This is a genomic window from Fusobacterium ulcerans ATCC 49185, assembly GCF_900683735.1.
Classification (GTDB): Bacteria; Fusobacteriota; Fusobacteriia; order Fusobacteriales; family Fusobacteriaceae; genus Fusobacterium_A; species Fusobacterium_A ulcerans_A.
Map to the genome: position 1 here is coordinate 2,935,944 of NZ_LR215979.1, position 21,053 is coordinate 2,956,996.

Sequence of the window (21,053 nt, forward strand, 5' to 3'; positions counted from 1 at the left end):
TCTAGCACTCTCCTATTTCCTCATTATAGTTTCTTGGAATACTTTCAATGTTTTTATGATCAACCAAAGTTCCTTGTTCAATTTCAATCATGCTCATTCCAATAATTTCACCATATTTTATAATTAAATCTCCCTTTGGAAAGTTTTTTAATGCTATCTTATGATAACTTGGAATATCAGACTGAGCTTCAATAGAAATTAATCGATCCTCTTTAAAATAAAAAGCTTTTTCTCCTTGTTTTAATGCAACAACTGTAGTAATTACATTATCTTTTTCATTTAATAAAATAGAATTAGCAATCATAAATCCTCCTTAAAATATTTTAATTTTTCATCCCTGTAAGTGGTGACCCAAATTTTTTAGCTGTCCAAGCTGTAACTATTGGAGTTAATATAGAAGTTATTACAACTGCAGCTGCTATCTGAGCTGTTGCTATTTCTGTATATGGAACATATTGTGGAACAATTAGAGCTACTGCTGCTGGTGTTGCTACTGAATTTCCAGCTGCACTAGACGCTGCTGCAGCTGCATAACCAGGTCTTTTATTTATATATCTGTCAGCAAAAAACATTGGAACTCCACTAACAACTATACATAAAATTCCTAATAGTATCCCTGATGGTCCAGCATAAATTACATTATTTAAATTTATTCCTGCTCCTAAGCAAAATGCAAAAAAAGGAATAGTTATTGCAACACCTGGTTTTAAAAAATTTTTTATTTCATGATCTAAATTACCCAAAATACATCCTATTAAAATAGGTCCAATAGCAGCTAACAAATTCAACAATGGAATTTCTGCTAATCCAGATGCTCCAAGAGCAACTAAAGTTAAAAATGGTCCATCATTTATATTCATTACAGCTTGTGATGAAACGTCTATTGAATCTCCAAATTCTCCAGTTAAAGCCATAAAAAGTCCACCATTACTATTTGTAATCGAACTTATAATTGCTAAAGAAGAAATTCCTAAAATTCCACTAGCACCAAACATTTTTTCAATCAAAATTCCAAATAATGCTCCTGCTAAAAATTTTACTATTAATAAAGTTCCTCCTCTTTTTATTGCTTCAGGTGCTTCTTTAAATGAAAGTTGTGAACCTATACATACAAGTGCTAAAGCTATTGTTGTTGAAGTCCCATTTTTTGAAAAAACAGCACTAGTCAATCCTCCTATATTTAATGCCTCTGGAAAAAAAGTGTATAAAATAGAACCTATTAATAAAGGAACTACCATCATTCCTCCTGGAATTTTTTTTATATTTTTTAGAATCATATCTTATTCCTCCTTTTTTTATAGCCAGCTGACAATTATTTTCTAGCAAATTTTATGCCAATAAAAAAAATCTAAAAACTACCTAAAACGCTTAGTATTTTTAGATTTTTATTTTTTGTTTGATGTAATTTACGACAACACTTATTGTATTTTTCATCAAAATTCTAGTTTTCTATTTAAAGTTCCTCTGTCAATATTTAAAATTTTAGCTACTTGACTTTTATTTCCATATTTCAGCAACATTTTTTCTATTATCTCCTTTTCTATTTCTTTTAATGTTTTAGAAGATTTTACTAGTTGTTTATCAGAAAAAAAATCTAAAATTTCTATTCCAATAATTCCATATTGAGTAACAGCTATTATTTTTTCCATAAAATTTTTTAATTCTCTTACATTTCCAGTCCATTGTTTTAATTGTAAATAATCTAACAATTCTGGAGATATTCCTTTCACATTATGTTTAAATTTTTTATTGTAGTAGTCTATAAAATATTCTACTAAAATAGAAATATCATCTTTTCTTCCTTCAAGAGAAGGAAGCTCTAAATTCAATATATTTAATCTATAATATAAATCTCTTCTAAATCTATTATTTTCTATCTCTTCCAATAAATTTTTATTTGTTGCAGATATAATTCTTATATCTATTGATAAAACTCTATCATCACCTAATTTTATAAATTCATTTTCTGATAAAACCCTGAGAAGTTTACTTTGAAGTGTTATATCCATTTCTGAAATTTCATCTAAAAATAAAGTTCCACCATTAGCTATTTCAATCAAGCCTTGTTTCCCATTTTTCCTTGAACCTGTAAATGCACCTTCTCTATATCCAAAAAGTTCACTCTCCAGTAATTCTTTTGGAAAAGCTGAACAATTTATTGCTACAAAATTTTCAAATTTTCTTTCTGATAAATTATGTATTGCTTGAGCGAACAATTCTTTTCCAGTTCCACTTTCTCCTGTTATCAATACACTTGAAGATACTTTTGAAAATATTTCTGCTCTTTCTTTAGCTTTTCTAATAATTTTACTCTCTCCTATTATATTTTCAAGTGTATATTTAGCTATAAACCCATTTTTTTGATTAAATTTTCTCAAAGTATTTTCTAATTTTAAAATATCACTGTCTATTTGAATAAAAAAAATACTTCCAATATTTTCAATTTTTTTTATCTCTATAACTAATTTTGTCATTTGATATTCTAAAACTACCTGTTTATCATTTTCAAATATATCTTCTTCATTAAAATTTGGTAAAATCTGACATATATGCTTAGATAATAAATTTTCTTTTTTTAAAATTGAACATACATTTTTATTAACCTTTTTTATAATTCCGAGAGTATCAACAACTATTATTCCTTTTGAAAAAGAAGAAAGTATTTTTTCTAAAAAAATATTATTTTTTCTCTCAGATAATTTCCCTTTAAAAAAAGTTCTTGCTTTATGGAAAGTCATTTCAATTGAATCATAATCACTTGTTATTAATTCATAATCTAACTCTAATTTTTCTATTGTATCTAATATTTCTGTTCCAAAACTTCCTCCTATAATCACTTTAGCACCTTCATTATGTGCTTGTTTTATCTTTTTAGAAAATTCTGAAATATCATCTACTTTATAATAAAATAACTCTAATTTTAAAATATTATTTATCTTCTTTATATTATCTATAAAACTTTTATTTTCAATAACTGCTATCTTTTCTTTAAAATTTCTATATTTATATAAAATTTTTAGTATAACTTCTTGAGAAATTTCAAACTCAATTACTTCGAAATTAAAAAAATCTCTTAATTTTTTAGCAAGTCCTCCTCTTGATAAAATTAAAGAATAATTTTCATTTTTATATTTTTTTCCCAAAGATAAAATGTTCTCACTGCTAATCATTTCTAATTCCCAATTTAAAGAATGTTTTTCTATATAATGCTTACAAATATTATACAAAGCTTTATATGGTGTTAATACTGCCACTTTAAATGATAACATTTCTTCCATTTTTTCTCCCTTAACTCAATCTTTTTATTTTTATTTTACTATATAAAAATAGATTATTCTAATAATTTTCACCTATTCCTTAAAATATTAAAAGAAGAACTGATAAAAATTCACATAAATTTATCAAGCTTTGTATTTAACTAACTCCTATGATAAAAAAACTAATTTGCTTTTATAATACTTATCATAACGTTAGAATATACAATATTAAATCTAGTATTTACTAAGGTTGAAAGTGTGAAATTAATTTTGCATTATTTTTACTGTATATTTCATCTATAACTTACTTTTAAATATAGTATTATATGCTGTATTTTTTTTAAATTTTTCAACTATTATATTTTTATAAATTTTATTAAAATTCCCAATTTAATAAACAATAGAAAGAGTATTCTATGAAAATAATTGAAGAATTTGATAACAATGATTATGTTCATCAAAAATATATAAAGAATACTTAACTAATGAAAACATCTCTAAAGTAACTTATTCTACATTTTTTTAAATTTATTGTCACATTAACTATACAGATTTTGATTATTCTGGTTTCTTTAATAACTTTAATATTTATTATATTTTTAAATTTTTATACATTTTAACTTTATAATATATACTTTTTTTCTGGATTGAATACATTGACTTGTAAAATCAAAAATACACTACCCTTTCTATTATTTTTAATAACTATTCTTTATTGAATATATAATATGATTATTTACAAGTTCATAAAAATAAAAAAGGCTGTACAAATTAGTTTATAAATCACTAATTTGCAACAACCCCTTCTTTTTTTATAAATTACTCATATTGTGAAGTTTATGATAAAAACCTTTATTTTCTAAAAGTTCTCTATGAGTTCCTCTTTCTTCTATTCCATTATCAGTAAGAACTATTATTTCATCAGCATTTTGAATAGTAGAAAGTCTGTGAGCAACTACTATCGTTGTTCTTCCTTTGCATAACTCTTCAAGTGATTTTTGAATAAGCCTTTCTGTAATATTATCAAGAGCAGAAGTTGCTTCATCAAGTATCAATATTGGAGGATTCTTTAAAAATATTCTGGCAATAGCAATCCTCTGTTTCTGCCCACCTGAAAGTTTTACTCCTCTTTCTCCAACAAAAGTATTATATCCATCAGGCATTTCCATTATTAAATCATGAATATTTGCTTTTTTAGCAGCAATCATGACTTCATCATCTGTTGCTTCCCCATTTCCTACTAAAATATTTTCTTTTATAGTCCCTGTAAATAAAAATACATCTTGCTGCACTATTCCTATATTTTTTCTTAAAGACTCTAATTTTACATCATATATACTTTTTCCATCTATTTTTATATCTCCATTATCAATAGTATAAAATCTTGGAATAAGATTACATAAAGTAGTTTTTCCTCCACCTGAAGGTCCTACTAGTGCAAGCATCTTTCCTTTTGGTATTTTTAAAGAAATATTTTTTAAAACCTCTTTGTCTTCGTGTTTAAATGATACATTTTGAAAATCTATTTCTCCTTCTACTTTTCCTATTTCATCTGCATTAGCTTTATCAGTTTCTTCTTCTTCAGAAATGATATCCAAGAATCTTTTAAAACCACTCATTCCATTTTGATACTGTTCTACAAATGCTATAAGTCTTTTTATTGGTTGAGTAAATATTTTTATATATAAAAGATAAGCAAGAAAATCCCCTATATTAATTTTTCCCATATATGCAAATATTCCTCCAAATATAAGAACTGCATAATCCAAAAGATCTGTTAAAAATCCTACTCCTGCACCATATTCTGCCATTATTTTATACGATTTGCTTCTGGCATCTACAAATCTCTGATTATCTTCTTCAAATCTTTCTCTTTCATTTTCATTAATAACAAAAGCTTTTGATACCCTTATTCCTGAAATACTATTTTGCAGCCTTGCATTGATATCACCAGTTTTTTCTCTAGTTTTTACAAATGCTGCCAGCATTCTTTTTCGTTGAAATAAACTATATATTATGATTAGTGGCAAAAGACAAAATATTATAATTGTCAATCCAACATTTATTCTAATCAGTACTAAAAAAGACCCCATTATCATAAAAAAAGATATGAATAAATCTTCTGGTCCATGATGTGCAAGTTCTGATATATCCTGCAAGTCATTTACTATTCTTGACATTATACTTCCTGTTTGAGTATTATCAAAATATCTGATAGGAAGATTTTGAAGATGACTGTATACATCTCTTCTCATATCAGCCTGCATTCCCACTCCTACAAGATGTCCCCAATACTGCATAAAATAGGCACAAAACATTTTTATCACATATATCCCTAAAAGTACTCCTGCAAATACTCCAATGGCTCTGAATTCTCTATTAGGAATTGTATGATTAGCTATTTCTCTAGTTATCATTGGGTATACCAAATCACATAATGCAGAAATGGTTGCCACTAACAAATCTAGAAAAAACATTTTTTTATACGGTTTATAGTAACTTATAAATTTTTTAAACATTTCTCCCCCTTGATTCTTCATGATTATAAATAGTATTATATCATATAATTCAAAATATTTGGATGATAAAAAATTATATTAATTAAATAAAAATAAGTTTTAGAATTTTTTCATTAGAATTATTTGCTCCATAAAATGTACAAATTTTTCTAATTTCCAAAATTTTAAAACTTACCTTATATTTATAAATTATTTCTCATCTACATACCCTAATTCTTTTAAAAATGGTTTTTTCTTTCTCCAGTCATCTTTTACCTTTACCCAAAGTGTAAGATAAATAGGTTCTCCAAGTAATGCTTCTATATCTTTCCTTGCTTCTGTTCCTATTTCTTTTAAAAGTTTACCATTTTTTCCTATAATAATTCCTTTTTGAGAATCTCTCTCCACATATATATTTACATCAAATTTATCTCTTCCCTTTTCTCTTTTAGCTACATCTAATATTTCAATAGCCACTGAATGAGGTATTTCATCTCTTGTTTTAAGAAGTATTTTTTCTCTCACTATCTCAGTTATTATCTTATAAACAGACATATCTGTATACATATCATCAGGATAATATTTGATTCCCTCTTCCATAAATGGATCAATTGCTTCTAATAATCTAGGCAGCCCAAAAGCATACTGACCAGATATTTCAACCACTGTGTCAAACTCACCAAGTTTTTCTTTTACTTCTTCCCTTTTAGCAACAAGCTGTTCATCAGAAAGTTTATCTATTTTATTAATTACAAGAATTCTTGGAGTTTTTTTAGCCTCCATTACTCTTTCCATAACAAATTGATCCCCTGTACTGATTTCTTGTGAGCCATCTAAAAGAAAAAGTATTACATCCACATCTTTCAATACTCTGATGGCACTATTAGTCATATATTCTCCAAGAAGATGTTTTGCTTTATGTATTCCTGGAGTATCTATGAAGATATACTGATTATTATTCAAATTAAGTATTCCTTTTATATTATCTCTAGTTGTTCCTGCTTTATCTGAAACTATTGCAACTTTTTCAGATACAAGCTTATTTATCAGTGTAGATTTTCCAACATTAGGTCTCCCTACAACTGCTATAAATCCTGCTTTCATTTATCAATCATCTCCTATACCTATTTTCATATAGGCTTCTCTTATTTTTTCTATAAAAGATACATCATTATTTTCATTTCTATCTTTTATCTCTATACTTATTCTTTTTATCATACTAGGAGAAATTTCCTGTTTTATCCCTGCTTTTTTTCCATATGATATAAATCTTGCTCTGAATCCTTGTCTTGAAAGCTGTCCAAACACTCTTTTTTCCTCTGGATTTTTCAGCATTTCTATATAATTTTTTAAATCTGATCCTAGTTTTTCACTTATAGGTTCTGAGTACACTCTTTTTCCCTTTGTAGTGGTTATATTTTTATACTCATAAGTTTCAAGCATATCTTTTTCTATTTCTAAAATATCATTTATTTTTAATCCTGTTTCATACAAAAGTCTTATCACAAGACTGTCTCTTTTGCCCTCAAAAGTGTCTCCACACTGTTCCAACACTCTATTCAGCTCTTGAAGCTCCAAAGTCCTTACAGGTCCCTTTTGAAGCTTTGGAAGCTCTATTTCCCCCATAGGCATAAAATCTATTATTCTTTTTTGGAGAAGATATCTATAAAAGCTTTTCAAAGAACTTACTTTTCTATAGATGGATCTGTCACTATATTTATTTTTCAGTTCCTCTATATACTTTAAAATATCATCATTATCGACATCTATCCAGTTTTTTTCTCCAAGAAATTCTTTAAAATCTTTTAAATCTCTTTGATACATTTCATGAGTAGTATCTGTGATTTTTCCATTTTCTTTTGATGTTTCTAAAAATTCTTTCACAAAATCCATATTTACTCCTCATTTAAAAGTTCTTCTGCATGTTTACGTACTGCTTCTGTAACATTTTCTCCTGCCAGCATTCTTGCAATTTCCTCTATTCTTCCTTTAGCATCTAATTTTTTAACAGTAGTAGAAGTATTATTGTTCACTGTTTCCTTTTTTATATAGAACTGCTGATGGGCTCTTGCTGCTATAGCTGGTGAATGAGTTATAGATACCACTTGAGCATGATCTCCTATTTCTCTCATTTTATTAGCTATTTTTCTAACAGTTTCTCCTCCTACTCCTGTATCTATCTCATCAAAGATAAGAATAGGAATATTGTCAACTCTTGAAAAAATTACTTTCAAAGCAAGCATTATCCTGCTTACTTCTCCACCAGAAGCTATTTTCCACAAAGGTTTCATATCCTGTCCTACATTTGTTGATATAAGAAATTCCACATTATCAGAACCATTTATTCCCATAGAATCAATTTTTTCCACAACAATATGAAACTTGGCATCTCCCATTTTCAAAAATTTAAGTTCATTTTCCAACTCTTTTTCTATTTCAAGAGATTTTTTCAGCCTGAATCTTCTCAATTCTTCAGCATCTTTCCAATAACTTTTTTCTATTTCTTCTTTCAATTTTAACAATCTTTTTATTTCAAAATTATTTTCATCTAAAAGCTCTACTTTTTCAGCTATTCCATTTCTAAACTCTATAATCTCCTCAATTGTTGCACCATATTTACTTTTCATTTTATTGATAGCATCCAATCTGTCTACTACTTTTTGCAGTCTTGTTTCATCTATATCTATATCCTGATCTATAGTGTCTAATATATCTACACAATCTTCAAGTTCATAATAAATTTTTTCAAGTTTTTCTAAAATTTCTTGAAATTCATCTCCATATCTGCATAAACTTTCAATGTTTCTTCTTGAATTATATATAAAGTGCAGAGCATTAAACTCTCCATCTCTCAGCTGTACATTTGAATCAAGTATTTTATCTTTTATCTTTCCAGCATTAAAAAGTTTTTTATATTCCTCTTCTAATTTAGTGTCTTCCTCAATTTGAGGATTTACTCTATCAATTTCAGCAAGCTGGAATTCATAAAATTCTCTTTTTTCAATAGCTTCCTGCCTGTTTTTTTCAATATTATCTATTTGCGAAACAATATCTTTATATTCATTATATTTTTTTGCAATGCTTTCTCTTAGAGTTTTTCCCTCATCTCCTAAAAATTTATCAAGAAGTCTGATGTGGTTATTTTTATTTAAAAGCATCTGATGAGAATGCTGTCCCACTATATCTACTAAAGTTCCCATAACATCCTTAAGACTGTTGAGAGATACCCTTATATTATTTACAAAGGCTTTTCCTTTTCCATTAGTATCCAGATATCTTCTTACAATTACCTCATTATCTTCTGTTTCTATGCCAAAACGGGCAGAGAGCTCCTCTGCCTGTTCATCATTTATTTCAAAAACTCCCTGAGCAAGAAGATGGTCTTCCCCACTTCTTATCATATCTACAGAGGCTTTTTCCCCTATAAGAAGATTTATTCCGCTGAGGATAATTGATTTTCCAGCCCCTGTTTCTCCTGTAAGAACTATAAGTCCATTACCAAATTCTAAATCAAGTTCATCAATTATAGCCAGATTTTCTATTTTAAGCTCTCTTAACATAGATTATCTCCCCATTTTAATTTTTCTCTAAGGACACTATAATAGTTTCTATCCTTAGGTATTACAAGGTTTAGAGTCATACTTGAATATTCAATATCTATTATACTTTCACTGCTGACTTTTGTACTTACCTGCCCATCTACCACTATCTGACCTGTTCTGTCTGTATCTTCCATCTGTATCTGTAGTTTTTCCTCTCCACTGATTACAATAGGTCTTGTATTAAGATTATGTGGTGCTAAAGGGGTTATTATCATAGCTTTCATATTAGATTTTACTATAGGTCCTCCTGCTGACATAGAATATGCTGTAGAACCAGTAGGAGTAGAAATTATAACTCCATCTCCTTTATATGTACACATATATTCATTATCAGAAGAAAATCTAACTCTCAATACCTTTGACGTTATTCCACCTTTAGATATAACAATTTCATTTAATGCATAATATTTCCTGTGATTTATTTTTACTTCAAGAACATATCTTTTTTCATATTTAAATGTTCCATTTAAAAAATTATCATATTCTTCAAATACTTTTTCTTTTTTTATCTCAGTCAGAAATCCCAAACTTCCAGCATTTATTGCAATGACATACATTTGAGCTCTGAATATAAAGTGTTTGAATGATCTTAAAAGAGTCCCATCTCCACCTATAACTACAGCAAAATCAGCTTCAGAACTTCTTTCTCCAGAAACAACTTCTATATTTCTTTCACAAAAGTATTCAATACTTTCTTCATATATCTCTTTTGCTATTTTTTTTTCAAAATTATAAATGATGCACACTTTTTTCATCTGCTCTGCCTCCCAAGTTTAAAACATTGGAACAGGGTCTATTGGTTTCAGATTGAACCTCAACTCATAATAAAGATTTGGTTTCCCTTCTGTAGAAAGTCCAAGTACCCCTATTTCTGCACCTTTTCCTACTGTCTGATTCAATTTTACATTAGTAGATATAAGATTTCCATAAACTCCAATCATATTATATCCATAATCTATCATTACCACTTTTCCAAGTCCTTGGAAGTTATCTGAATAAATTACCTTTCCTCCAGAAGAAGCTATTACTTTCCTTCCCATTTGTGCAAGTATTTCTATTCCATTACTCGTTACTCCTTGCTCTTTCTCTTGTTCAAAATTCACCACAATTCTTCCTTCTACAGGTTTTAAAACTTTTCCTAATTTAGAATAAGCCTGACTCTTATTTACTACCTGTTTATCTTCCTTACTTCTAGAAACAATAATCTGTTTAATTTGTTTTTCTATTCTTTCTTTTTCTTTTTGAAGTTTACTTATAGTTTTTACATGTGTAGTTTTTTCATTGTTAAGTCTTGCTATAAGTGAATTTTTTTCTTTTTTCATTCTATCTATATTTTTTAAATTTTGAGCAAGTTTATTTCTAAGGCTGCTTAATTTTAATTTTTCATTTTCAATATCTTTTTTTACTTTTTTTATATCCACTTGCACTGATTGAATATAGTCCATTTTTTTTAAATCTCCATTTAAAAGATTTTTAAAATTCTTTCTTAAAAGAGCTTCTGTTATAATTTCTTCATCTTTGTCATAAACATATCTGTTCCATGCTATCAGTTTAGCTTTGTATTCCAGCTTTTTTCTTTTCATTTCATCAGAGCTTATTGCCAGATTTTTTTCCCCATACTCTATATTTTTTGAAACAGTTTTTATCTCTTCGACTATTTTTTCTCTTTCTTTTTCTATACTTACAATATCCTTTTCAATATCCTTTATTTGTTTAGCTATTTTTTGTTTTTCCACATCAATAGTTTTTATTCTAGTGTTTTTCTGATTTATTTGGCGTTCTATATTTTTTACTTTCTTTTCCATATCTGATACAGAATCTGAAAAAGATAAAACACTAAAAAACATAAAAAACAGAACTACCCTTTTCAAGATTCCTCCTTAGAGGCTCTTTTTAGCTTTAAAGGATTAATCCAAATAAGAATATTTATCATAAGTACAATAAGTCCTTCTATGAGTATTATCTCTCCCAAACTTAATATCAGATATCTAGTGCTTATTTTAAGCATTTGTTCTCTGATATAGATATATCCATTAAAAAATATAAGGGTCCCTATTATAGATGCTGCTGTAAATGGCAGTAAATTTACTTTTTTAGATCTAGCTGCATTTACTCTTTCATCGTGAATTATATCCATATTATTAAGAAATTCTATGGATACTGCATTGTAGAAAATATAATATATCATAGCCATTGAAGGCAGAGTCATTCCTAAAATAATACTTACAAGTATCAACTTATAAAACTTCATTTCTCTTTCTTTATATGCTATAAAATTGGCATCTATAAAAACTTCCTTAATATTTTGATTATTTTCTAAATTCTCTTGTATTTTTTCCAGTTTTGCTGGACTATCAAAATAAATCAATAGTGAATCTGACAAAGGATTTTCTCCTTTTGGAATTGCTATATCTAACTGAAATTGAAGTTTTTTAAAAGCTTCTTCTTTAGACAAATATCTGACTTTTTTTACTCCTTCTATATTCAGAACTTCTATTTCCGTTTTATTTTTTTCTTCTTCATTAAGGTTGCTTCTCAAATCTGCTGTAAAAAAATAACTATTCTCAATTTTTTTAGTAGTAGAAGAAATATTGATCACAAAAGACAAGAAAAAATTTAAGATGACAAAGGAAATAACCAAAAGGATAAATGTTTTTTTCTTTAACTGTATTCTATTTTTAGTATAATTCTTCTCGATTTTTAATAAGTTATTCATACCCACCTCATCATAAAAATTTTTTCGTTATGATTAAAGGCTGACCTAATAAGAACAATAAACTTTTTGGTCAGCCTGCTTTTTCATTTTTACATGTTTTCTTTAACCATTGATACTAATTTAGCTGCTGTAAGTTCATATTTTTCTAGAAGTTCATTTGCTTTTCCACTTTGTCCAAATTTATCATATATACCAAGTTTTTTAACTTTAGTAGGGTATACTTCTGATAAAAATTCAGATACTGCCGAACCAAGTCCTCCTATTACAGAATGTTCTTCCGCTGTAATTATAAATTTAGTTTCTTTAGCTGCTTTCAGTATAGTTTCTCCATCAAGAGGTTTTATAGTTCCTACATTTATAACTCTTACTGATATACCTTCCTGTGCAAGAATATCAGCTGCTTTTATAGCTTCATAAGTCATAAGACCTGTTGCTGCTATTGTCACATCATTCCCTTCTTTCACAGTATTAGCTATTCCTATTTGAAAATCATAAGTTTCTTCATCAAATATTGTTTCTACATCTAATCTTCCCATTCTAATATATACAGGTCCTTCATATTCTGCTGCTGCAAATATCATTTTTTTAGTTTCAACCGCATCAGCTGGAGATAAAACTATCATTCCTGGAATAGATCTCATTAGAGCTATATCTTCTATAGATTCGTGTGAGCCTCCATCTTCCCCTACAGATATTCCAGCATGAGTAGGGGCAATTTTTACATTTAATTTAGGATAAGCTATTGTATTTCTTATTTGTTCAAATGCTCTCCCTGCAGCAAACATTGCAAATGTAGAAGCAAAAGGAATTTTTCCACAAGTTGCAAATCCTGCTGCTGTTCCCATAAGATCAGCTTCTGCTATACCCACATTAAAATGTCTTTCAGGAAATTCTTTTTGGAACATACTAGTTTTTGTAGATTTAGTTAAATCTGCATCCAATACTACGATATCTTTATTTATTTTTCCAAGCTCTACTAAAGCTTCTCCATAAGCTTGTCTTGTAGCTTTTTTACTCATTTATTTTTCCCTCCTGGATTCTTTTAGATTAATTATTTACTGTTAAGTTCTGCTAATGCCTTTTCAGCTTCTTCTTTAGTTGGTGCTACTCCATGGAATCCACAAACATTTTCCATGAAAGACACTCCTTTACCTTTTACAGTTTTAGCTATCACAATAGTTGGTTTTCCTTTTGCCTCTTTTGCTTTATCCAAAGCAGAAAGAATTTCTTCAAAGTTATGTCCATCTATTCTAATAACATTCCATCCAAAAGCTTCCCATTTTGCATCAACAGGTTCCACACCCATAATTTTATCTACATTTCCATCTATTTGAAGATTATTAAAGTCTAAGAATGCACATACATTATCAAGTTTATAATGTGCTGCTGTCATTGCAGCTTCCCATATCTGTCCTTCTTGTAATTCTCCATCTCCTAGGATGATATATGTTCTGTAAGATTCTCCAGAAAGTTTAGCATTTAATGCCATACCATTTGCTACTGATAATCCCTGTCCTAATGAACCAGTAGAGATTTCTACTCCTGGAACTTTTTTCATGTCAGGGTGTCCTTGTAATATTGATCCATATTGTCTTAAAGTTTTTAGGATAGCCTTATCAAAATATCCTCTCTCTGCAAGTGTAGCATATAATGCTGGTGCTGCATGTCCTTTTGATAATACAAATCTGTCTCTTCCTGCCATTTTAGGATTAGCAGGATCTATATTCATCTCTGAAAAATATAGAGCTGTTAAAATGTCTGTTGCTGACAGTGATCCTCCTGGGTGTCCTGACTTTGCTTCACAGATCATTTCTACAATAGATTTTCTTATACTAGTAGCTTTTTCTTCTAGAGTTTTGATATCTTTCATTTATTTCTCCTTTCAAATATTTATATTCTCTCTAAATTATATTATTTTATACATAATATTGTCAAGAAAAGGTATTTTTTTAGCTTAAAAAAACATACCTACCCTTTTTAAAACCAAGTCAATACTGCTTTCTAAAAATTTAAATATATCTTTATATTTGATACATCCTATGACTAAAAGAAAAAAAGAATAGGAAAATAAAGGTCTTATAAGTTTCCCTTCTTTTTTCATATTTTTGAGGATAGTAAATACCCCCAAAGAAAACAGATACAAAAATTCCATACTATTTTTAGTATAAGCAATAGCTATAATAGTGCTTAATACTGTAAAAAATATTAGTAGAGTCTTTGTTAGTTGTGGATTACAGCTTATCCCTATAACTGGTATTTTAAGAAGAGCTCCTCCTCCCCAGCCTTTTGGATACAAATCAAAAATAAAATGAAGAGATAATGCCAGTGCAAAACCTATAAGAAAATATCTAAAAGTATCATTACTATCTCTCTCATAAAATCTTATTAATATAAGAAGAATTAAAGGACTGTGTGTAAGAATACTCCTGTGTTTCAAATTAAATTTAAAATCCCAGTCAGGAAATCTTATTCCTAAAAAATAAGCTGTAAAAGAAACTATTATTCCTGCAAAGCTTACTTTATCAAAAAATTTTATCAGAAAATCCATTTTTTCTCCCTTGTTTTGAAAAAAAAGGAGCAGAAAATATCTGCTCCTTCTGCCTTTTATGTAAGGTTAATTACTTTAAATATTACTATTTAGTAATTTCAGCAACTACACCAGAAGCTACTGTTCTTCCACCTTCTCTGATTGCGAATCTTAATCCTGTTTCCATTGCGATTGGGTGGATTAATTCTACTCTCATTTCTATGTTATCTCCTGGCATTACCATTTCTACTCCTTCTGGTAATGTTACTGCTCCTGTTATATCTGTAGTTCTGAAGTAGAATTGTGGTCTGTATCCTGAGAAGAATGGTGTATGTCTTCCTCCCTCTTCTTTTGTCAATACATATACTTCTGATCTAAATCCTGTATGTGGTAGGATTGATCCTGGTTTTGCTAGTACTTGTCCTCTTTCTACATCTTCTTTTTTAGTTCCTCTTAATAGAGCTCCTATGTTATCTCCTGCTTGACCTTGATCAAGTAGTTTTCTAAACATTTCTACTCCTGTACATGTTGTCTTTGCTGTAGGTTTGATTCCTATTATTTCTAATTCTTCTCCTACTTTTACTATTCCTCTTTCTACTCTTCCTGTTACAACTGTTCCTCTTCCTGTTATTGTGAACACGTCTTCTATTGGCATCAAGAATGGTTGATCTACTGCTCTTTCTGGAGTTGGAATATACTCATCTACTGCGTTCATTAGCGCCATTATTTGATCTACCCATTTTTGTTCTCCATTTAATGCTCCTAGTGATGATCCTGTTATTACTGGAATGTCATCTCCTGGGAATCCATACTCTGTTAGTAATTCTCTTACTTCCATTTCTACTAGTTCTAGTAATTCTGGATCGTCTACCATATCTGCTTTATTTAAATATACTACGATATATGGAACTCCAACCTGTCTTGATAGTAGGATGTGCTCTCTTGTTTGTGGCATAGGTCCATCTGCTGCTGATACAACTAGAATAGCTCCATCCATTTGAGCTGCTCCTGTGATCATGTTTTTTACATAGTCAGCATGTCCTGGACAGTCAACGTGTGCGTAGTGTCTTTTTTCTGTTTCATACTCAATGTGAGCTGTGTTGATTGTGATTCCTCTTTCTCTTTCTTCTGGAGCTACGTCGATTTTATCAAAATCAACTTTTTGAGCTAGTCCTAAGTCTGATAAAACTTTAGAAATAGCTGCTGTTGTAGTTGTTTTTCCGTGGTCAACGTGTCCAATTGTTCCAATGTTTACATGGGGTTTGCTTCTTTCGAATTTTGCTTTAGCCATTTAAATTCTCCTCCTAATTTTTATATTTTTATTTTTTATGGTTGGTACTTAATAGTACCAACCCTTTATAAAGTTACTATATGCAAGAAAGACTATTTTCCTCTTTCTTCTTGAATTCCTTTTTGGATAGAAGCTGGTACTTGAATGTATTCAGCAAATTCCATAGAGTAAGTTGCTCTTCCTTGAGATTTAGATCTTAAGTCAGTAGCATATCCAAACATTTCAGATAATGGAACTTTAGCATCAATGATTTTTGCACCATTTCTGTCTGTCATTCCACCTATCATTCCTCTTCTTGAGTTAAGGTCTCCTATAATATCTCCCATGTATTCTTCTGGAGTAGTTACTTCTACTTTGAATACTGGTTCAAGGATTATTGGATTAGATTTAGCAGCAGCTTGTTTAACAGCCATTGATCCTGCAAGTTTGAATGCCATTTCTGATGAGTCAACCTCATGGTATGATCCATCATAAAGAGTTACTTTTACATCAACAACTGGATATCCAGCTACAACTCCACTTTCTAGAGCCTCTCTGCTTCCTTTTTCTACTGCTGGAATATATTCTCTAGGAATAACTCCTCCAGTGATTTTGTTAACAAATTCAAAACCTTTACCTGGATTTGGCTCAAGGATAATTTTAACGTGTCCGTATTGTCCTTTACCTCCAGATTGTTTTGCATATTTAACTTCATGATCTGTAGTTCCAAGAATTGTTTCTCTGTAAGCAACTTGTGGTTTTCCTACTGTAGATTCAACTTTGAATTCTCTTTTCATTCTGTCAACAATGATTTCAAGGTGAAGTTCTCCCATTCCTGAAATTATTGTTTGTCCAGTTTCTTCATCAGACTTAACTTTGAAAGTAGGATCTTCCTCAGCAAGTTTTGATAAAGCGATTCCCATTTTCTCTTGGTCAGCTTTTGTTTTTGGTTCAACAGCAACTGAGATAACTGGATCTGGGAATTCCATTTTTTCAAGAACTATTGGAGCATTTTCTGCACAAAGAGTATCTCCAGTTGTAGTTTCTTTCAATCCTACTGCTGCTGCGATATCTCCACAGTAAACTGCTTCAATTTCCTCTCTTTTATTAGCATGCATTTGAAGGATTCTTCCCATTCTTTCTTTTTTACCTTTTGTAGAGTTAAGAACATAAGTTCCTTTTTCTACAATACCAGAGTATACTCTGAAGAATGTTAATTTTCCAACAAATGGATCTGTCATAACTTTAAATGCTAGAGCTGCAAATGGAGCGTCATCTGACATTTCTCTTTCTATTTCAATAGAAGAGTCTTTCATATCAGTTCCTTTTACCATTGCAACGTCTGTAGGTGCTGGCATATAATCAACAATAGCATCAAGTAATGATTGTATTCCTTTATTTTTGAATGCTGTTCCACAAGTTACTGGAACTATCATATTAGCAATAGTTGCTTTTCTAAGAGCCCCTTTAATTTCTTCTTCAGTGATTTCTTCTCCACCAAAGAATTTTTCCATTAAGTCATCACTTGTTTCAACAACTGATTCTAACATGAATTGTCTTGCATCTTCAGCTTTATCAGCTAATTCTGCTCTGATTTCTCTTACTTCAAATTTTTGTCCATTATCTGAATCAATAGGCCAGATAATTTCTTTCATAGTGATTAGATCAATTACTCCTTCAAAGTAATCTTCTGCACCAATTGGTAATTGAATAGGTACAGGATTTGATCCTAATTTATCTTTAATATCTCCAACACACATGCTGAAGTCAGCACCGATTCTATCCATCTTGTTAAAGAATGCAATTCTTGGTACTTGATATTTATCAGCTTGTCTCCATACAGTTTCTGATTGAGGCTGTACCCCATCAACTGCTGAGAATACTGCAACTGCTCCATCTAGAACTCTTAGAGATCTTTCAACCTCAACTGTAAAGTCCACGTGTCCTGGTGTGTCTATTATATTTACCCTATGTTCTCTCCAGAAACAAGTTGTTGCAGCAGAAGTGATAGTAATACCTCTTTCTTGCTCTTGTTCCATCCAGTCCATTGTAGCTCCACCTTCATGAACTTCTCCTAGCTTATGCTCTACTCCTGTATAGAATAGAATTCTTTCAGTAGTAGTAGTTTTTCCTGCGTCGATATGAGCCATAATTCCAACGTTTCTAGTCATATCTAAAGAAACTTTCCTAGCCATTAAGTATTTCCTCCTCAAAAAAAATGAATAAAGTTAATCTCTACCATCTATAAAAAAATTAGATCTTGTAATGTGCGAAAGCTCTGTTTGCTTCTGCCATTTTATAAGTATCTTCTTTTTTCTTTATAGTTGCTCCATCATTATTAGCTGCTGCGATTAGTTCTGCTGCTAATTTTTCGATCATACCATATTCTTTTCTTTGTCTTGTATAAAGTGTTAACCATCTGATTGCTAAAGTTTGTTGTCTTTCAACTCTTACTTCAACTGGAACTTGGTATGTAGCTCCTCCGATTCTTCTTGATCTAACTTCGATTTGAGGTTTAATATTATCTAATGCTTGTTTAAATATATCATACCCCTCTTGACCAGTTTTCTCTTTTATTAAATCCATAGCTGAGTAGAATATTCCTTCAGCGATAGCTTTTTTTCCATCTAACATAATTGAATTGATAACTTTAGTAACTACTTTATCTGAGTATCTAGAATCAGGTAGTACATCTCTTTTTACTGCTGCTCTTCTTCTTGACATTTTTAACTGTTCACCTCCCTATAATTACGCTTTTTTAGCTCCGTATTTAGATCTTGATTGTTTTCTTTTTGCAACTCCAGCTGTATCCAAAGCTCCTCTGATAACTTTGTATCTAACCCCTGGTAAGTCTTTTGTTCTTCCACCTCTTACAAGTACGATTGAGTGTTCTTGTAAATTGTGCCCTTCTCCTGGAATGTAGCAAGTAACTTCGATTCCATTAGTTAATTTTACTCTGGCAACCTTTCTTAAAGCTGAGTTTGGTTTTTTAGGTGTAGTTGTATAAACTCTCACACAAACTCCTCTTCTTTGTGGGTTTCCTTGTAATGCTGGTGATTTTTTCTTTTCTAGTAAAGTGTCTCTTCCATTTTTTACTAATTGACTTAAAGTAGGCATTTTACCCTCCTTCCTATTATTTTAAAATAATTTTATATATTATAACTTAAATATTATAATCACTTTGTTTCAAAAAGTCAATATAAAGCTAAGGTTATATTTATAAATCTTTACAATTATATCATACTTTATCAAATTTAGAAAGTATTTTTTAAAGTTTTTAATTCATTTTCTAACTCTTCCCATTCTTCCATCAAAGAAAGTATCTCCATATCTAATTCTTCTAGTTCTTTTTGTATTTCCATAAGCTTATCTACATTATTTTCTATTCCTGCTTTATTATACTCTTCTTCTTTAGCAGATTTTTTTTCTTCAAGTTTTTCCACATCTGATTCAGCTTTTATTATTTTTTTCTCAAGAGATGACATTCTATTTTTATTTCTTTTTTGTTCTTCAAAGTTGAGAGAGGCCTTAATGTCTTTTTCTTTTACTTCTTCTCTTTGATTTAAATAAGAATTATAATCTCCTTTAAAAAGTTCTGCTCCATCTTTTTTTACTTCATATATATTATTAACAACACAATCTAAAAAATTTCTATCATGTGATACTACTAATATTGTTCCTGTGTAATCTTCAAGAGATTCAGACAAAATCTCCCTTGAATATATATCCAAGTGGTTAGTAGGTTCATCCAATATCAAAAAATTAGGTTTTTCCAACATGAGTTTCATGAATGCCACTCTTGCCTTTTCTCCCCCACTCAAACTAGATATTTCTTTATATACATCATCTTCTGTAAAAAGAAAACCTCCACATATATTTCTTGCTTCTTCTTCACTTAATACAAAATGATACATTAGTTCTTCTAAGACAGTTTTTTTGGGATCCAACCCCTGATGATTTTGGTCATAATATCCAATTTTTACTCTATCTCCTATTTTAAAATCTCCTTTACTCTGTTTTTCCATACCATTTATTATTTTCAATAAAGTAGATTTTCCCACACCATTTTTTCCAATTACTCCTACTCTGTCTCCTCTGTATATATCCAAATTTAAATTAGAGAATATTTCTTTTCCATCAAAAGATTTTGCTAAGTCTTTTATTCTTAGTACTAAATCTACGCTTGTAGTATCAGTTTCAAATTTAAGTTTTATTTTTTTTGTTGTAATAACAGGATTTTCCATTTTATCCATTCTGTTAAGTATCTTTTCTCTACCTCTTGCTTGTTTTGATTTTACTCCTGCTTTGTATCTTCTGATAAACTCCTCCATTTTTCTGAGTTTATCCTGTTCTTTATCAAAAGCTTTTACAGCTCCTGATAAATAAGCCTCTTTTTGAATAGTGAAATCTGTATAATTTCCATTATATGTTTTTAAAGTTTTCCCTTCTATTTCAAATATTCTGTTCACTACATTATCTAAAAAATAAACATCATGTGAAATAAGGATAAAAGCTTTTTTATAATCTTTTAATATTTTTTCAAGCCACTCAATAGCATTTAAATCCAAATGATTGGTAGGTTCGTCAAGTATCAAAAGTTCAGGTTCTTCCAAAAGAATCTTTCCTAATGCCACTCTTGAAAGCTGTCCTCCAGACAAATCACTTATTTTGGAACTCCATAAAGATTCTGCCAGACTAAGTCCATTCAATATCTGTTTTACTTTATATTCTATTGCATATCCTTCATTTTGCTCATATCTTACTGTTACAGTACCTAATTCTTCCATAGTTTTATCAAAGTCATCAAGATTTTCTGCCAATATGATATTTAATTCCTGTATTCTATGATAATCATTCTGCACATTAGAAAAAACTGTCATTAATTCTTCAAAGACAGTATTATCATGATTAAGATTAGGCTGCTGTGAAAGGTATCCTATTTTTAATCCACCTTTTTTTGATATTGTTCCCCTTTGATTTGTTTCAGGGTCAACTTCATCATATTCTAATCCCAAAAGTATTTTAATAAGGGTACTTTTCCCTGCTCCATTTACCCCTATCATTCCTATTTTATCCTTCTCATCTATTGAAAAGCTTATATTTTTAAACAAAGTTTCCCCTGTAAATCCCATAAATAAATTATTTACCTGCAGAAGTGCCATTTCTTATCTCTCCTAATTTCT

Annotated in this window: 18 protein-coding genes; all 18 read right to left on the reverse strand. The window is 29.7% G+C overall.

Translation table 11 applies throughout. The features are described 5' to 3' along the window. Position 1 precedes the first annotated feature (1 nt). Positions 2–304 (reverse strand): UxaA family hydrolase, encoded by a 303-nt coding sequence (locus E0E45_RS13175; RefSeq protein WP_130891593.1) that lies wholly within the window; start codon positions 302–304, stop codon positions 2–4. Between the two features lie 19 nt (positions 305–323). Beyond that, the gene (locus E0E45_RS13180) at positions 324–1,277 is read right to left on the reverse strand and encodes a 2-keto-3-deoxygluconate permease (RefSeq protein WP_130891594.1); all 954 of its coding nucleotides are present in this window, start codon (positions 1,275–1,277) and stop codon (positions 324–326) included. Between the two features lie 156 nt (positions 1,278–1,433). After that, the gene (locus E0E45_RS13185; RefSeq protein ID WP_130891595.1) at positions 1,434–3,278 is read right to left on the reverse strand and encodes a sigma 54-interacting transcriptional regulator; all 1,845 of its coding nucleotides are present in this window, start codon (positions 3,276–3,278) and stop codon (positions 1,434–1,436) included. Between the two features lie 791 nt (positions 3,279–4,069). Beyond that, complete coding sequence (locus E0E45_RS13190; protein ID WP_130891596.1) at positions 4,070–5,776, reverse strand: ABC transporter ATP-binding protein; 1,707 nt, start codon at positions 5,774–5,776, stop codon at positions 4,070–4,072. 189 nt (positions 5,777–5,965) lie between these two features. Further along, positions 5,966–6,859, reverse strand: a complete 894-nt coding sequence (gene era, locus E0E45_RS13195) for a GTPase Era (protein WP_130891597.1) — start codon at positions 6,857–6,859, stop codon at positions 5,966–5,968. A gap of 3 nt (positions 6,860–6,862) precedes the next feature. Further along, a complete protein-coding gene (locus tag E0E45_RS13200; RefSeq protein ID WP_130891598.1) occupies positions 6,863–7,648 on the reverse strand; it encodes a tyrosine-type recombinase/integrase in 786 nt (261 codons plus the stop codon). 2 nt (positions 7,649–7,650) lie between these two features. Further along, entirely contained in the window at positions 7,651–9,315 is a 1,665-nt protein-coding gene (recN, locus tag E0E45_RS13205; RefSeq protein WP_130891599.1) for a DNA repair protein RecN, read from the reverse strand. Continuing rightward, positions 9,309–10,112: an NAD(+)/NADH kinase gene (locus E0E45_RS13210; RefSeq protein ID WP_130891600.1), complete on the reverse strand. Its 804-nt coding sequence runs from the start codon at positions 10,110–10,112 to the stop codon at positions 9,309–9,311. The genes recN and E0E45_RS13210 overlap by 7 nt, the downstream gene beginning before the upstream one ends. An 18-nt stretch (positions 10,113–10,130) precedes the next feature. Beyond that, positions 10,131–11,228 carry a murein hydrolase activator EnvC family protein gene (locus E0E45_RS13215; protein ID WP_130891601.1) on the reverse strand — a complete coding sequence of 366 codons (1,098 nt, stop codon included), beginning with the start codon at positions 11,226–11,228 and terminating at the stop codon, positions 10,131–10,133. Beyond that, positions 11,225–12,073 (reverse strand): cell division protein FtsX, encoded by an 849-nt coding sequence (locus E0E45_RS13220; RefSeq protein ID WP_130891602.1) that lies wholly within the window; start codon positions 12,071–12,073, stop codon positions 11,225–11,227. Before E0E45_RS13220 ends, E0E45_RS13215 begins: the two co-directional genes overlap by 4 nt. A gap of 89 nt (positions 12,074–12,162) precedes the next feature. After that, a complete protein-coding gene (locus E0E45_RS13225; protein WP_130891603.1) occupies positions 12,163–13,092 on the reverse strand; it encodes a transketolase family protein in 930 nt (309 codons plus the stop codon). 32 nt (positions 13,093–13,124) lie between these two features. Then, on the reverse strand, positions 13,125–13,943 hold the full coding sequence (locus E0E45_RS13230) for a transketolase (RefSeq protein ID WP_130891604.1): 819 nt from the start codon (positions 13,941–13,943) through the stop codon (positions 13,125–13,127). Between the two features lie 84 nt (positions 13,944–14,027). Then, positions 14,028–14,621 (reverse strand): hypothetical protein, encoded by a 594-nt coding sequence (locus tag E0E45_RS13235; RefSeq protein WP_130891605.1) that lies wholly within the window; start codon positions 14,619–14,621, stop codon positions 14,028–14,030. Positions 14,622–14,706: 85 nt separating this feature from the next. Continuing rightward, a complete protein-coding gene (gene tuf, locus E0E45_RS13240) occupies positions 14,707–15,891 on the reverse strand; it encodes an elongation factor Tu (protein WP_096401451.1) in 1,185 nt (394 codons plus the stop codon). Between the two features lie 92 nt (positions 15,892–15,983). Further along, positions 15,984–18,065, reverse strand: a complete 2,082-nt coding sequence (fusA, locus tag E0E45_RS13245; RefSeq protein ID WP_130891606.1) for an elongation factor G — start codon at positions 18,063–18,065, stop codon at positions 15,984–15,986. Positions 18,066–18,123: 58 nt separating this feature from the next. Beyond that, the gene (rpsG, locus tag E0E45_RS13250) at positions 18,124–18,594 is read right to left on the reverse strand and encodes a 30S ribosomal protein S7 (RefSeq protein WP_130891607.1); all 471 of its coding nucleotides are present in this window, start codon (positions 18,592–18,594) and stop codon (positions 18,124–18,126) included. A gap of 24 nt (positions 18,595–18,618) precedes the next feature. Further along, on the reverse strand, positions 18,619–18,987 hold the full coding sequence (rpsL, locus tag E0E45_RS13255; RefSeq protein WP_005948786.1) for a 30S ribosomal protein S12: 369 nt from the start codon (positions 18,985–18,987) through the stop codon (positions 18,619–18,621). A gap of 137 nt (positions 18,988–19,124) precedes the next feature. After that, positions 19,125–21,032: an ABC-F family ATP-binding cassette domain-containing protein gene (locus E0E45_RS13260; RefSeq protein WP_130891608.1), complete on the reverse strand. Its 1,908-nt coding sequence runs from the start codon at positions 21,030–21,032 to the stop codon at positions 19,125–19,127. Positions 21,033–21,053 lie beyond the last annotated feature (21 nt).